Consider the following 13,972-nt stretch of genomic DNA (forward strand, 5'->3'; position numbering starts at 1 on the left):
GCCGCACCCAGTATGGCTGTCCGCAGACTTCCTCCCTTGCGTGCCCTCGAGGCATTCGTTCGCACTGTGCGGCTGGGATCTGCCCGCGCCGCAGCGGATGAATTGGGTTTAAGCCCTTCGGCGCTGTCACGGCGGATCGGGAATCTCGAGGATTTCGTCGGCAAGAAGCTGTTCACACGGGCGCGGCAGGCGATGCAGCTGACCGACGACGGCCATGCTTTCTACGAAGCGGTCAATCCCCAGCTGGAAGCCCTGGCGAGGGCGGTGGAGAGCCAGTCCGACAATCTTTCCGTCCTGCGGCTGCACTTGGGCGTGTTGCCCCTGTTCGGAAGCCAGAGGCTCTTCCCTCGCCTGGCGGAACTGCGCGCGCGTCATCCGCTGCTTCATATCGATATCGACACTGGCCCCCATCTCGAAGACCGGGTGGGTGACACGCTGGATGCGGCAATTATTCTGTCGCGCGGGCCTGCCAGCGGCCTCCACGCCGTGCGGCTCGACTTCAACATGGTGCACGCGATCGCGAGCAAGGAACTGGCAGCGAAGCTGGGTGACAAGCCGGATCCGGAATTGCTCGGCCGCCAGACCTTCCTGATCCACAACGGATTGCCCGAAAGCTTCGTCGCCTGGAAAGACGAACTGGGCCTCAGGGATATCGAGCCGGCGGCGATCGATCACTTCGATTCGGGACAGCTCATGCTCGAGGCTGCTGCACAGGGCCTGGGTATTGCGATCATGCATGACGATCACTTACGCCGCGCAGCGGACGATCGCCTGACCGATCTCTACGGGGTCGAGGTCGAAAGCCCCTATAGCTACTGGTTCGTCTGCAAGCCCACAGCTCTGGAAGAACGGCCAGTGCGGCTGTTCCATGACTGGTTGGTCAAGGCTGAGCTTTAGCTTTCCGCTTCGGCCTGCGGCGGCTTGTATCGCACGGCATCCACAACGTGCTGGTAGTCGCGCAGCGGTCCTCCGAGGTTCGCGACAAGACGCTCCTCGATCTCCTCACGCGCCTTGGCCGCAATAGCCTTGCGACCGTGGTAATCTTCCGGACTGAAAGGTTCGAGATAGTGGAGGCGTAGCTTGAATGTCCCGCGCCGTGCCATGATGCGCATGGCGTTGTGCAAGCCGCTTTCTTCCCCGATCCAGCCGATCTCTTCCGAGTTTTCGCCATAATCGACGACGACAGGCTGGACCAGCACGCCCGGAGGAGGCGGTTCGAGAACGGAAATCATGCTCGACTTGAAGGGCAATAGCGAATGCCCGTCGGTAACCGTCCCTTCCGGGAAAACGGTGACGGACCAGTTGTCCGCCAGGGCTTCTTTCAGCGCATTGATCTGTTCAGCCACACCCATGCGGTGTTCGCGTTTGACGAAAACCGTCCGGTTGAGGCTGCACAGCCAGCCGATGACGGGAACCTGGCTCAACTCATACTTTGCGACGAAAGCGGTGCCACTGGCTCCTGCCATGGCGAGGATGTCGATCCACGATACGTGGTTTGCGATAAAGAAAACATCGCGCCGAAGGGGGGTGCCGACCACTTCGACCCGCGCTCCGACGACCCGCGCCGTGTAGCGCAGGAACAGCATGGGGAAGGGCGAGCCGTAAGCAAAAATGCGGAAGGCATAATGTAACGGCACGAAGAACAGCAGGAGCAAGACGATGCCGATTAGACGGAGGATGAAGCGGACCCATCCGATCAGTGTCAAGGGGACCTTCTCGCCGCGCGCTGCCGCTAGCCGCTTCTTGGAGTAACGCTCCAGGCGGCGCTCAGCTTTCGCGGTCGAGGCGGACGCCATAAAGCTCCATGCGATGGTCGACGAGACGATAGCCCAGTTTTTCGGCGATCTGCTTCTGCAAGGCTTCGAGTTCCGGATCGACGAACTCGACGACTTTCCCGCTTTCGACGTCGATCAGGTGATCGTGGTGCGCTTCGGGCGCCGCTTCGTAGCGAGCGCGGCCGTCACCGAAATCGTGCCGGTCGAGAATCCCGGCTTCTTCGAACAGGCGAACGGTACGATAGACCGTGGCAATGGAGATGCCCGGATCGATCTTGTTGGCGCGTTCATGCAGCATTTCCACGTCGGGATGATCGTCGCTCTCCGACAGCACTTTCGCGATAACGCGACGCTGCTCGGTAATGCGCAGTCCCTTGTCAGCACAAAGCTGCTCTAGATCGATCTTCTGGTGCAATGGGGCTCCCCGATTGAAAACGCCCCGCACCCTTATCGGGCCGGGGCGTTGTTCTCAAGAAGGCAGTGCGGATTACGCCGCTTTACGACGACCGCGCTTCTGTCCGGGCTTGCGGCCCAGACCGATTTTCTTGGCCAAGTCGCGACGGGTATCGGCGTAATCGGGCGCAACCATCGGATAATCGGCAGAAAGGTCCCACCGCTGGCGATATTCGTCCGGCGTCATGCCGTGCTCAGTCGAAAGGTGCCGCTTGAGCATCTTCATCTTCTTGCCGCAGTCGAGGCAGACGATGTGGTCTTTCTTGATCGAAGCGCGAATGGAAACGGCCGGATCCGGGCGAACTTCTTCAGCGGTAGTGCCGCCATCAAGGCCGGAAAGCGCAGCATAGACATTCGAAATCAGCGTCGGCACGTCGTCTACGGCAACACTGTTATTGCTTACGTGGGCAGCAACGATGTCCGACGTCAACGTAATGAGCGTTTCGGACATATCGGTTTCGAATTGATCCATAGTGCAAAATCTCCCTTTTCTTGTGGCTATAACCAAGACAAAGGGGTGTCTACTCAAAATTGTATAAAACCGCCACTTTTGTCGCGTGTATACAAGATTCCGGTCGTGAGCAGCGGTTCAGAGCGTCTTGCCGAAGGTGACAGCGTCGATTTTCGTGCCATCTGTGGTGCGGTAATAGTCCTTGCGCCTGCCTATCGGCTCAAATCCGGCGGATCGGTAGACCTTCTCGGCCGGGTTGTTTGCACGCACCTCAAGAAAGACGTTGGCGGCTCCCATTCGTGCCGATTTTTCCAAGAACTCGCTAATTAGTTTGCTGCCAAGGCCACGTCCCCTGTATTCCGGCCGGACCCCGATGAGCAGCAATTCTACTTCGTCGAGCACTTTGCGGGCCAAAACAAATCCCGCAGCGGGGTTAGCCTCAGAGGGATACTGCCCCGCGTCATCCACCAAGATCATGAAGCCGGAGGAAAGGGCCAGGGAATCCTCTACCTGGCGACGGGTCCACGCCTCTCGCCAATAGGGATCGAACGCGGCATCCATGACCGCCATCGCCTTGTCCAGATCGTTCATCGCGTCGGTAGTTTGGCGTCCGGCCCGCGTCCATACAAGGGTGAGAGCTGGTCGGTGAGCAAGGCTTCAGGAAGCGCACCGAAGCAAGAGGCGTCGGGGAGGGTGGTCACAACCCTGTCCTCCGGGTGACCGATCATCGCAGCCAGATCTCCTGCGCGTGAACCTGCAATCGTTGCGCGGGGCGCCCGCTGCGCCGCGTATTCCGGAGTCAAGGACGATAGCTCACACAACGGCAATCCATCGGATCCGAATTCCTGGACGAACCATTCGCCATGGCCGCCATTCATGCAGACGGTGACGTCGCTTGCACCTTGGTTGCGCGCTATTGCGGCTACGAGGGCGAGCGTCGGATAGCCGCGAACCGGCACATTCCACGCGATTCCCAAGGCGCGCGCAGTGGCGAGGCCGATCCGCACTCCGGTAAAGCTGCCGGGGCCGAGCGAAACGCAAATCATGTCGGCTCGCCCGCGGTTCTCGAAACGTGCGATCATCGGGACCAGCTTTTCGGCATGTCCACGACCGATGGTTTCGTGAAATCCCCCTATCGGGCGCCCTTCATCGAAGAGCGCGACCGAGCAGGCTTCCGTGGCTGTCTCTATTGCAAGCAATCGCATCGAAGCGCAGTGCCCCAGCCTCGCGCCAGCTTCAAGTCAGGCGATCGTATTGAACTTGTCGAAGTCCGGTCGCGGGCTGCGGTCGAAAATCGTGGTCGGATCGCCGTAACCGATCGAGCAGATGAAGTTGGTCTTGTGCTTCGGATTGTCCCCGAAGAAGGCCTTGTCGACCGCGTCGGCGTCGAAGCCCGACATCGGCCCGCAATCGAGGCCGATCGCGCGTGCTGCGATCATGAGATAAGCACCCTGCAGGGAGGAATTGCGGAACGCGCCCTCCTTGCGACCTTCTTCGTCGCCTTCGAACCAGCTCTTCGCGTCGGTATGCGGGAAGAGCCACGGAAGTTCTTCGTGGAAGTCGATATCGTATCCGATGATCGCCGTGACCGGAGCGGTCAGGATCTTGTCGGTGTTTCCTTCAGAAGCACAGTCGGCGAGCTTCTTCTTTGCATCTTCCGATTTCACCCAGATAATGCGCGAAGGCTGCATATTCGCCGATGTCGGCGCCATCTTCAGCAGTTCGTAGATCGCGTGGATCTGGTCGTCCGACACTTTTTTGTCGAGCCAGCCATTATAGCTGCGCGCCTCGCGGAATACCTGGTCGAGGGCGTCGGCGGAAAGGGTGGTGTCGTGAAACTGCTTGGTCATCGGATACTCGCGTGTCGAAATTGGAGTTCAGGCTGCGCGAACCTCAACGACCTCCGGGACATAATGTTTCAGAAGACCTTCGATCCCATGCTTGAGCGTAGCGGTGGATGAAGGGCAACCGGCGCAAGCGCCCTGAAGCTGGAGGTATACCACCCCGTCCCGGAACCCGCGATACTGGATGTCGCCGCCATCACCCGCAACTGCCGGTCGCACCCGGGTTTCCAGCAATTCGTTGATCTGGGCAACGATATCGGCGTCAGCCTCGTTTTCCTCGACGAACAGGTCTTCGTCCTCGGCCGGCACTGAAATGCCGCCTGCCGTCCCTGCGGCAAAGAGCGGGGCCTCGGACACGAAGTGATCGAGAAGGATCGAGAGGACCTGCGGCTTGAGGTCGGTCCAGCTCGCGCCCGGAGCGGCCGTGACGGTGACGAATTCGCCGCCGAAGAACACGTTCACCACCTCTCCCGTATCGAAAATCGCCTGTGCCAGAGGGCTGGCTTCAGCTGCCTCGGGCGAAGCAAATTCGCGGGTTCCCTGGCCCATGACCGGGCGGCCCGGCAAGAACTTCAGGCTGGAAGGATTCGGCGTGGTTTCGGTTTCGATGAACATGCCGGCCATGTAGTGATGCTGGCCCACAGCGGCAAGCGAAGCTATCATTTGTTCGTGTTCACTGGTCCTTCACCAGCGGCGTACCTATACATGGGTCATGACTGATTTTCCGCGCGCCTTCCGGCGTATCGCGCTTTGCTTCCCACTCTCCTTGCTCGCGGTTCAGCCGCTGGCGGCGCAAGACATGCCCGTACCGTCCTCGCTCCAGGCGGAAGGAGAAGTTCCCTGGATCTACGAAGGCAGCGACGTCCCGCGCGACGAGGAATGGCTGTTCGGGGAGCTTGAAAACGGACTGCGCTATGGCGTGCGCGAGAACGGCGTGCCGCCGGGCCAGGTGTCGATCCGGGTCAGGATCGATGCGGGTTCCCTTTACGAAGAAGATAACGAGCTCGGCTATGCTCACTTGCTGGAACACCTGCTGTTCCGCGAGAGCAAATATCTGGGCATCTCAGAGGCCATTCCGACCTGGCAGCGACTTGGCGCGACTTTCGGCAGCGATACCAATGCCGAAACCAGCCCCACGCATACGGTCTACAAATTGGACCTCCCGAGTGTAGACCCGGCGAAGCTGGAAGAGAGCATGAAGCTACTGTCCGGCATGGTTCGCGCGCCTGTCCTGTCGGATTCCAATGTCGCTACCGAAGTGCCGATCGTTCTGGCAGAGAAGCGCGAGCGTGGCGGCGTGAACGAGCGCGTTTCCGAAGCGTCCTTGCAGACGCTCTTTGCCGGTCAGCGGCTGGCCGAGCGCATTACTATCGGCACCGACGAAAGCCTCCGCGGCGCCACCGGCGCTTCGGTGCAGGCTTTCTACGACCGCTGGTATCGGCCCGAGAATACAGTGATTTCCGTCGTTGGCGATCTGGATCCGGTTCTGTTTGCCAGCCTTATCGAGAGGTATTTTTCCGATTGGGCGGTCGCGGGCGATCCTGCCCCGGCTCCGGATTTCGGCGATCCGCTACCCCCGGCAGGTGCGAGCGGTGCCAATCCCGTAGGCGATGTAGCGGTAATCGTGGAACCTTCGCTGCCGCGTGCCTTCACTTATGGATATTTCAAGCCCTGGCGACAGGTCCTGGACACTATCGTCTACAATGAAGGCCGCCTGCGCGAACAGCTTGCCGTCCAGCTGATCAATCGCCGCCTGGAAGCGCGTGCGCGGTCCGGCGGAAGCTTCCTTTACGCCCAAGCGAACGAGGCCAAGATCAGCCGCTCGACACACGCGACGCTGGTCCAATTCGCGCCGCTGACGGAAGATTGGGAGCAGGCGCTTGCCGATGTTCGCTCGGTTATCGCCGACGCTCTGGCGAATCCGCCGACGCGCGAAGAAATGGAGCGCGAACTCCAGGAAATGGAAGTCGGCTATGCGAACCTGGTAGAGCAGCGCTCGGTCCTTGCTGGATCCGGCTATGCCGACGACCTGGTCAATGCGGTCGATATCCGGGAAGCTATCGCAGCTCCCGAAACCTTCCTGATGGTTTTCAACTCGATGCGCGAAAAGGCAACGCCGGAAAACGTGCTGGAGGAAACCCGCAAGCTTTTCAGCGGCAATGTCGTTCGTGCGACGTACATCACCCCTGCTGCCGATGAGGCCACAGAGGAAAGCCTCTCGGCTGCTTTGTCGGCAAAGGTCGATGCCAGCGGAGACGCCCGTCTTGCTGCGCAGAGTATCTCTTTCGATGAGCTCCCTCCTGTCGGAGAACCCGGCACGGTTGTCGCTAGGGTTCCTCATTCCATCGGCGATGTAGAGCGGGTCGAGTTTGCCAATGGCGTCAAGGCGCTGTTGCTGGCCAACAATCACGAACCCGGCCGTGTCGCGGTGAAAGTCCGCTTCGGCGGCGGCTTGCGCGCGTTCGACGAAGACGAGGCCGCGATCATCCAGCTGGGCGAGGGAGCCCTGATCCAGTCGGGCCTCGGCGAACTGGGCCAGGAAGAGCTCGACCGCCTCGCAACGGGTCGCAAGATGGGCTTCGACTTCGCGATCGGCGAAGGCGCGTTCTCCTTCAATGCGCAGACCCGGAGGCAGGACCTTGCCGACCAGCTCTACCTGTTCGCTGCAAAGCTGGGCATGCCCCGCTGGGACACCGCCCCGCTGGAACGCGCGAAAGCCGCGGCCCGGCTCGCTTACCAGAGCTATGGAGCAAGCCCTGCCGGTATCATCAATCGTGATCTCGAATATTACCTCTACGGGCAGGACCGGCGCTTCCTTACGCCGACACCTGAAATGCTCGACGCGGTTTCCTTGGCGGAATTCAGGGATACCTGGACACCTGCCCTCCAGCAGGGTCCCATCGAAGTCCTGATCTTCGGCGATTACGATAAGGAAGCCGCCATCGAGACCCTGCGGCGCACGTTCGGTGCCCTGCCGACGCGCGCGCCGCTGCCTGCGGAGGTCGCTTCGGGCCAGTTCGGCTTCGCAACACCCGGCGAAACCCTCGTGCGCAATCATTCGGGCGAAGCCGACCAGGCTGCCGCCGTAATCGCCTGGCCGGTGGGTGCAGGCCCGGAGGAAATCCGCAAGTCACGCCAGCTCGCGATCCTGACGGAGGTGTTTAACAACCGACTTCGCGATGCAATGCGCGAACGTGCAGGGGCCAGCTATGCGCCCGTGGTTCGCCTTGATTGGCCGACAGACGTGGAAACCGGCGGCACCGTCACGGCGTTGGCACAGCTGCGCCCGACCGACGTCCCGACCTTCTTCCGCGAGGCGGATCGCATTGCCAACGAGTTGACCGTCACGCCACCGAGCGAAGACGAGCTTGCCCGTGCGACCGAGCCGCTCCGCAATTATTACGAGCGGATTTCGAGCGGTAACTACTTCTTCCTGCTCGAGCTGGAGAATTCGACTATCGATCCGCGTCGCATGATGGCCTTGCGCGGTTTGCTGAACGACTACTCCAGCACCACCCCCGAAGCTATGCTGGCCCTGGCCCAGGAATACTTTGCCGGGACGCCGGGCTGGCGCATGGCAGTGATTCCCGAAGGACAGGAACTGGCTACCGCAACTACCGCATCGGGAGCCGCTGCGACGGGTCGCTAAGACCCGATCACGGCAATCGCGCTTTTGCGCTGGCCAAGTTTATGCTGCTTGCGCGAAAAGCGCGGATGCGGTTGCGTGGACGACCGTATTTGATGGAAGAATGGAATTGTAATGGCACGCGAATGGGCACCCGATAGCTGGCAGGACTTCGAAGCACGGCACTTGCCGCGCTATGAAGACGCCGCTGCGCTGGAGGAAGCGACTACCGCGCTGTCGAGCCATCCGCCTCTCGTCTTTGCCGGTGAAGCGCGCGCGTTGAAGGCCGATCTCGCCGAGGTGGCAGAGGGCAAGGCCTTCCTGCTGCAGGGCGGCGACTGTGCCGAAAGCTTTGCAGAATTCCATCCCAACAACATCCGCGATACCTTCCGCGTACTGCTGCAGATGGCCGTCGTCATGACCTTCGCCAGCAAGAAGCCAGTCGTAAAGGTCGGGCGCATGGCGGGTCAGTTCGCCAAGCCGCGCAGCTCGGACACCGAAACGCAGGGTGACATGACTCTGCCGAGCTACTTCGGCGACAATATCAACGGGATCGACTTCAATCCCGAAAGCCGGACCAACGATCCGCAGCGCATGGTGCGCGCCTACTACCAGGCGTCGTCCACGCTGAACCTGCTGCGCGCCTTCGCAGGCGGCGGCTATGCGAACCTGCGTCAGGTCCACCAGTGGACGCTCGATTTCATGGGCCGCAGCCCGTGGGCCGACAAGTTCGGCAATCTTGCCGACCGCATTGGCGAAGCGCTCGACTTCATGGAAGCGTGCGGTGTCGATCCGGCAACCGTGCCGCAATTACAGGGCACGAGTTTCTACACCAGCCACGAAGCGCTGCTCCTGCCTTACGAGCAGGCACTGACGCGCCAAGACAGCCTGACGGGCGACTGGTACGACACCAGCGCCCATATGGTCTGGATCGGAGACCGCACCCGCTTCGAAGGCAGCGCGCACATCGAATTCGCGCGCGGTATCGGCAATCCGCTGGGCATGAAGTGCGGACCAAGCCTCGAAACGGATGCTCTGCTGAAGCTGCTCGACACGCTTAATCCTGCGCGCGAGCCCGGCCGCATCACGCTGATCAGCCGCTTCGGTCACGACAAGGTCGAAGACGGCCTTCCGCGCCTTGTTCGCGCGGTGAAGGCCGAAGGGCATCCGGTGGTCTGGAGCTGTGACCCGATGCACGGCAATGTCGTGAAATCGGACAGTGGCTACAAGACGCGGCCCTTCGACCGTATCCTGACCGAAGTGAAGGGCTTCTTCGCAGTGCACCGTGAAGAAGGCACTCATCCCGGAGGCATTCACGTCGAGATGACCGGCCAGGACGTGACAGAGTGCGTCGGCGGCGCTGTGGCCATCACCGACGAAGCGTTGAAGGATCGGTACCACACGCATTGCGACCCGCGCCTCAACGCCGCGCAGTCGCTGGAACTGGCTTTCCTGATCGCCGAAACGCTCAATGCCGAGCACGAGCAGGTTAGAGCAGACGCGGCCTAGCGCCCTTTGTCTAGGTAACTTCCCTTAGTCGCTTCCTGACCGGGACTTCGTATCCACATGTCATTCCTGCCGCAGCGGCAGGAGGCATTGCTTGGATACAGGCGCTCATATCGGCAGGACTGATTTACCCTTGGCAATCGCGGCGGCGGTCGCGTTTTGCGCTGCCGTCGCGGCGGCGCTTGTCTCTTCGGTGATTGCGCTTGCGTCGGCAGGGCTGGGGCTCGGTTTGCTACTGTTCCGCAATTCACGCCGGTCCAGGCGGCTTGCATCGCGCAATCGCCAGCTGGCCCGGAATGTGGCCCATCTGGAAGTGGCGGAAGGCCTTGCTGGCATAGGCCGCTGGTGCGTGGAGCTGCCCGAAGAACGCCATATCTGGTCGGAAGAAATGTGCCATATCGCCGGCTTGCCCAAGGAAACGGCTCCGACGCACCAATTGCTTGCCCGTCTCATGCCGGACGGTCTGTCCCAATTGCGAACCACATTGGGTGCTCACGCCATCGATCCCATGCCTTATGTCGTGGAGTTCGATGTAGTCCTGCGCACGGGAGAAGAGCGGGTATTGAGAGCCCGCGCGCGCAATGATTTTGGTCCGGACGGTGAACGCGAACGGGTATTCATGGTCGTGAGAGATGTCACGGAGGACTACGCCGTCGTCCGCCAAGTCGAGGAGGAAAAGAAGCGTGCTCTCGAACTCGCGGCCGAAGCGCAGAAGGAAGCGAATACGGACGCCCTGACCGGACTTGCCAGCAGGCGCGCGATCATGGCATCGCTGGATCGCTCCATCATCGAAGCCCAGCGATCGCAAAGCGATTATTCGATCGTCATCTTCGACATCGATCATTTCAAGCAGATCAACGATCGCCACGGACACACCGTGGGAGATCGCGTCCTCAGCCATCTTTCCGAAATCGTCGTGCGCCAGGCGCGCGGGGCCGACCATGTGGGCAGGGTCGGCGGCGAGGAGTTTTTGTGGCTACTGCCAGATTGCGACGCTAAAGCTGCCTTCGATGCTGCGGAACGTTTGCGCTGGGCGATCGAGGCGGGCACGCATTCCGCACCCATCCCTGAAATCACGATCAGTGCAGGGTACGCGACGCTTGTTCCGGGCGAGGGAGCATTGACCTTGTTCGCGCGGGCGGATGCGGCTCTATATGAGGCTAAGCGCAAAGGGCGAAACCGCGTGGCCGATGCAGCGTGACGGGGCCTAAATAATCAAAGGTTAGCCTCTTGAAAAATCATGGTTTGCCCCCCTTTCGTGCCGGATGATTTTTCGTCATGATGGCGGCGAATGCCGGAACCGGCATTGAATTGAGCTATTGGGAACACTGAACCATTTGGGGGAGCGCGCCGATTACTTCTCGCGCGGCACGACAAAACAGCAGCCCCGCAGGGCTGGCTGACAATTTCGCAGCGACCCGTTCGCTCAGCGAAGCGCTGGTCGAACCGCTTTCCGAAGCGGACGCGACCCTCCAGTCGATGGAAGATGCTTCGCCCGCAAAGTGGCACCTCGCGCATACGACGTGGTTCTGGGAAACGTTTCTCCTGCGCGACCATCTCGACGGATACAGCCTGTACGACGATAATTGGCCGTTCGTTTTCAATTCCTACTACGAGGCCGAGGGAGAGCGCATTCACCGCTTCTCGCGCGGGATGCTCTCTCGTCCCACCATGGCCGAAATCATCGACTGGCGCGCGAAGGTCGATGAGGCGATGCAGACCCTCTTCGAACGGGAAGAGCTGCGCCCACTGATCGAACTGGGAATCGCGCATGAACAGCAGCACCAGGAATTGCTGCTGACCGATATCAAGCACGCGCTTTTCCAGAACCCGCTCGGCGTGGCGATGTGGCGAGATGAGCAGAAAGCTATTTCCAAAACGCCTTCGCATGAGTGGCATTCGCATCCCGGAGGGATCGCGCGGATCGGCCATCAGGAACAAGGCTTCGCTTTCGACAATGAGGGCCCGGATCACCGCGTCCTCCTCGAACCTTTCGAGCTTTCCTCCGGCCTCGTTACGAACGGCGAATGGGCCGAATTCATCGCCGACGGGGGATATGGAGCCGCCTCGCTCTGGCTGTCCGATGGTTGGGCATGGGTAAAGGAAAACGGCATTGCAGCGCCGCTTTACTGGAACGGGGAAGAAGCGTTCACCCACTGCGGATCGCTGGTCCGTGATCCGCATGCTCCTGTGACACACATCTCTTATTTCGAGGCCGACGCATTCGCCACATGGGCCGGCAAGCGCCTGCCAACCGAGTTCGAATGGGAAGCCATCGCCAGGGGGCAGGAGGGCGAACGTGCCGCGCACGATCCGTGCGGCGGCAACCAACTCGATCTAGCTGCACCGCCTTTGCCGGTCGGAAGCGAGGGCCTGTTCGGGGACTGCTGGCAATTCACGCGTTCGGCTTACTTGCCCTATCCGCGTTTCCAGCCGGCCGAAGGCGCGGTGGGCGAATACAATGGCAAATTCATGAGCGGCCAGTTCGTCCTGAAGGGGGCAAGCTGCGCCACGGTGCGCGGACATTCGCGCGCCAGCTATCGCAATTTCTTTTATCCGCACCAGCGCTGGCAATTTACCGGCCTGAGGCTCGCGAGGGACGTATGACTGCATCACAAGGGATAGCGCTGGTCGACCGCGACGATGACGGGGTCGACAAGGCCTTCCGCAGCGACGTGCTGGCAGGCTTGCGCCAGGCGCAAAAGGCGATCCCTGCGCGCTGGCTCTACGATGATGCCGGATCGCAATTGTTCGAAGATATCACCACGCTCGAAGAATATTACCCGACCCGCGCGGAAACGCAGATACTCGAAGCGCGCGGGCCCGAGTTTCGCGACATGATCGGCAGCGATCGCGCGGTGGTCGAATTCGGGTCCGGCAGTTCCGTCAAAACGCCGCTATTGCTCAAGGCGATCGACCCTGCGGCTTACGTCCCACTCGATATTTCGGGCGATTTCCTGCGCCAATCGTCTGCCGCGCTTTCGGATAAATTCCCCGGTTTGCCGGTGTATCCCGTCGAGGCCGACTTCATGAAGCCGGTGACTTTGCCGGAAGAGGTGGAACCGATGCGGAAACTCGGCTTCTTCCCGGGATCGACGATCGGCAACATGGTCGCGCGCACTGCGGTCGACCTGTTGCGCTCGATGCGAGCGACGCTTGGCGGGACCGAAGGCGAACGCCCGCTCCTTCTGATCGGAATGGACCTGGTGAAGGAAACCGCCGTGCTCGAGGCTGCGTATGACGATGCCAAGGGTGTAACGGCCGAATTCAATCTCAATCTCGCTCGCCGGATAAATCGCGAGCTGGAAGGCACCATCCCCGTCGATGCCTTCGTTCACCGTGCGATCTGGAACGATGACTATTCGCGGATCGAGATGCACCTTGAAGCGACCCGCGATCTCGAATTCGAGGTCTGCGACGAGCATTTCGTCATGACTGCCGGTGAGACGATCCACACCGAAAACAGCCACAAATTCAGTCCCCGCAGCTCCAACCTCCTGTTGCTGGCAGGGGGCTGGACGCCAATGGCGCGGTGGACCGACGACCAAGGGCGCTTTTCCGTCATACTTGCCGAAGCAAGCGAGCATCGCAACGCGCCGTAACACTTGGCACTGCGTTCATGGACGATGAGGGATAGCGTCCCTATATCGGTTGCATGGAAGGCGAAGCGATCCTCTCGGCAATAGCGGAACTGATCCGCGCAATCCCGCGATCGGGACTGCTGGTCGGCACGATTGTCGCACTGGTCGCAGGCTGGATCGGTTCGATGATGCTACGCCGCAAGGTTGCAGGTGGAAGGCTGGTTCGTTCCGTCAGCACGCTGGCTTTGGTCGGCATTCTCGTGACCGTCTTCCTGCAAGTGGCCCGCTTCGATCCGCGGCTCGATGCGATGACGGAGATCGGCCTGCCCGAGCAGACGATCGTGGGTGCGGAAACGGTCATCCCGATGGCGGCTGACGGCCATTACTGGCTGCGGGCGAATGTGAATGGCGTGCCGACCCGCCTGATGGTCGATACCGGCGCGACGCTGACGGCATTTTCCACGCGGTCGGCAGATGCCGCAGGACTTGAGCCGAGGCCGGGCGGATTGCCGGTCATGCTGGGCACGGCCAATGGCACGGTCACGGCCGATCTCACCACGGTGGAAAGTCTGTCCTTCGGCAATATCAGGGCCGAGGGTCTGGATGCCGTCATCGCCCCTAATCTGGGCAATACCAACGTCCTGGGGATGAACTTCCTTTCCCGCCTCGAAGGGTGGCGCGTCGAGAATGGCGACCTAATCCTGACGCCGGGTTCCGCCTTTCCCCAACAGTGAGCG

14 protein-coding genes are annotated in these 13,972 nt (G+C 60.9%); 7 read left to right on the forward strand and 7 right to left on the reverse strand.

All coding sequences use genetic code 11. The annotated features are described in order from the left end of the window. The first annotated feature begins 12 nt into the window (after window positions 1-12). Window positions 13-897 (forward strand): LysR substrate-binding domain-containing protein, encoded by an 885-nt coding sequence (locus LCM24_RS10675; RefSeq protein WP_160594572.1) that lies wholly within the window; start codon window positions 13-15, stop codon window positions 895-897. Here LCM24_RS10675 and LCM24_RS10680 read toward each other — a convergent pair. From LCM24_RS10680 to LCM24_RS10710, 7 genes are all read right to left on the reverse strand, one after another. Further along, on the reverse strand, window positions 894-1,796 hold the full coding sequence (locus LCM24_RS10680) for a lysophospholipid acyltransferase family protein (protein WP_224804180.1): 903 nt from the start codon (window positions 1,794-1,796) through the stop codon (window positions 894-896). The genes LCM24_RS10675 and LCM24_RS10680 overlap by 4 nt on opposite strands. Further along, the gene (locus LCM24_RS10685) at window positions 1,768-2,190 is read right to left on the reverse strand and encodes a Fur family transcriptional regulator (protein WP_090482542.1); all 423 of its coding nucleotides are present in this window, start codon (window positions 2,188-2,190) and stop codon (window positions 1,768-1,770) included. The genes LCM24_RS10680 and LCM24_RS10685 overlap by 29 nt, the downstream gene beginning before the upstream one ends. Window positions 2,191-2,262: 72 nt before the next feature. Beyond that, window positions 2,263-2,700, reverse strand: a complete 438-nt coding sequence (locus tag LCM24_RS10690; RefSeq protein WP_224804182.1) for a MucR family transcriptional regulator — start codon at window positions 2,698-2,700, stop codon at window positions 2,263-2,265. Window positions 2,701-2,817: 117 nt separating this feature from the next. Then, window positions 2,818-3,270: a GNAT family N-acetyltransferase gene (locus LCM24_RS10695; protein WP_224804185.1), complete on the reverse strand. Its 453-nt coding sequence runs from the start codon at window positions 3,268-3,270 to the stop codon at window positions 2,818-2,820. Beyond that, window positions 3,267-3,884, reverse strand: a complete 618-nt coding sequence (tsaB, locus tag LCM24_RS10700; RefSeq protein ID WP_224804186.1) for a tRNA (adenosine(37)-N6)-threonylcarbamoyltransferase complex dimerization subunit type 1 TsaB — start codon at window positions 3,882-3,884, stop codon at window positions 3,267-3,269. Before tsaB ends, LCM24_RS10695 begins: the two co-directional genes overlap by 4 nt. A 36-nt stretch (window positions 3,885-3,920) precedes the next feature. Then, the gene (locus LCM24_RS10705) at window positions 3,921-4,529 is read right to left on the reverse strand and encodes a malonic semialdehyde reductase (protein WP_224804188.1); all 609 of its coding nucleotides are present in this window, start codon (window positions 4,527-4,529) and stop codon (window positions 3,921-3,923) included. 27 nt (window positions 4,530-4,556) lie between these two features. Beyond that, window positions 4,557-5,138 (reverse strand): NifU family protein, encoded by a 582-nt coding sequence (locus LCM24_RS10710; RefSeq protein WP_224804945.1) that lies wholly within the window; start codon window positions 5,136-5,138, stop codon window positions 4,557-4,559. A 97-nt stretch (window positions 5,139-5,235) separates the two neighbouring features. Between LCM24_RS10710 and LCM24_RS10715 the strand changes: the two genes are divergently transcribed. The 6 genes from LCM24_RS10715 to LCM24_RS10740 all read left to right on the forward strand — a co-directional run bounded on the left by LCM24_RS10715 (window position 5,236) and on the right by LCM24_RS10740 (window position 13,969). Beyond that, window positions 5,236-8,172: a M16 family metallopeptidase gene (locus LCM24_RS10715; RefSeq protein ID WP_224804190.1), complete on the forward strand. Its 2,937-nt coding sequence runs from the start codon at window positions 5,236-5,238 to the stop codon at window positions 8,170-8,172. Between the two features lie 111 nt (window positions 8,173-8,283). Next, a complete protein-coding gene (locus LCM24_RS10720; RefSeq protein WP_224804192.1) occupies window positions 8,284-9,657 on the forward strand; it encodes a class II 3-deoxy-7-phosphoheptulonate synthase in 1,374 nt (457 codons plus the stop codon). Between the two features lie 91 nt (window positions 9,658-9,748). After that, on the forward strand, window positions 9,749-10,855 hold the full coding sequence (locus tag LCM24_RS10725) for a sensor domain-containing diguanylate cyclase (protein ID WP_224804194.1): 1,107 nt from the start codon (window positions 9,749-9,751) through the stop codon (window positions 10,853-10,855). A 152-nt stretch (window positions 10,856-11,007) separates the two neighbouring features. Next, window positions 11,008-12,261 (forward strand): ergothioneine biosynthesis protein EgtB, encoded by a 1,254-nt coding sequence (egtB, locus tag LCM24_RS10730; protein WP_412093802.1) that lies wholly within the window; start codon window positions 11,008-11,010, stop codon window positions 12,259-12,261. Beyond that, entirely contained in the window at window positions 12,258-13,256 is a 999-nt protein-coding gene (gene egtD / locus LCM24_RS10735) for an L-histidine N(alpha)-methyltransferase (protein ID WP_224804196.1), read from the forward strand. The genes egtB and egtD overlap by 4 nt, the downstream gene beginning before the upstream one ends. A 53-nt stretch (window positions 13,257-13,309) precedes the next feature. Beyond that, window positions 13,310-13,969, forward strand: a complete 660-nt coding sequence (locus LCM24_RS10740; RefSeq protein WP_224804198.1) for a TIGR02281 family clan AA aspartic protease — start codon at window positions 13,310-13,312, stop codon at window positions 13,967-13,969. Window positions 13,970-13,972 lie beyond the last annotated feature (3 nt).

Source organism: Qipengyuania aquimaris, from assembly GCF_020171965.1.
In the GTDB taxonomy this organism is placed as follows: Bacteria; Pseudomonadota; Alphaproteobacteria; order Sphingomonadales; family Sphingomonadaceae; genus Qipengyuania; species Qipengyuania aquimaris_A.

Excerpts from the sequence above, each read along its gene's own strand:
- LCM24_RS10675 (WP_160594572.1), top strand. The coding sequence starts at position 13 with ATGGCTGTCCGCAGACTTCCTCCCTTGCGTGCCCTCGAGGCATTCGTT.
- LCM24_RS10680 (WP_224804180.1), bottom strand. The coding sequence starts at position 1,796 with ATGGCGTCCGCCTCGACCGCGAAAGCTGAGCGCCGCCTGGAGCGTTAC.
- LCM24_RS10690 (WP_224804182.1), bottom strand. The coding sequence starts at position 2,700 with ATGGATCAATTCGAAACCGATATGTCCGAAACGCTCATTACGTTGACG.
- LCM24_RS10695 (WP_224804185.1), bottom strand. The coding sequence starts at position 3,270 with ATGAACGATCTGGACAAGGCGATGGCGGTCATGGATGCCGCGTTCGAT.
- tsaB (WP_224804186.1), bottom strand. The coding sequence starts at position 3,884 with ATGCGATTGCTTGCAATAGAGACAGCCACGGAAGCCTGCTCGGTCGCG.
- LCM24_RS10705 (WP_224804188.1), bottom strand. The coding sequence starts at position 4,529 with ATGACCAAGCAGTTTCACGACACCACCCTTTCCGCCGACGCCCTCGAC.
- LCM24_RS10710 (WP_224804945.1), bottom strand. The coding sequence starts at position 5,138 with ATGTTCATCGAAACCGAAACCACGCCGAATCCTTCCAGCCTGAAGTTC.
- LCM24_RS10715 (WP_224804190.1), top strand. The coding sequence starts at position 5,236 with ATGACTGATTTTCCGCGCGCCTTCCGGCGTATCGCGCTTTGCTTCCCA.
- LCM24_RS10720 (WP_224804192.1), top strand. The coding sequence starts at position 8,284 with ATGGCACGCGAATGGGCACCCGATAGCTGGCAGGACTTCGAAGCACGG.
- egtD (WP_224804196.1), top strand. The coding sequence starts at position 12,258 with ATGACTGCATCACAAGGGATAGCGCTGGTCGACCGCGACGATGACGGG.
- LCM24_RS10740 (WP_224804198.1), top strand. The coding sequence starts at position 13,310 with ATGGAAGGCGAAGCGATCCTCTCGGCAATAGCGGAACTGATCCGCGCA.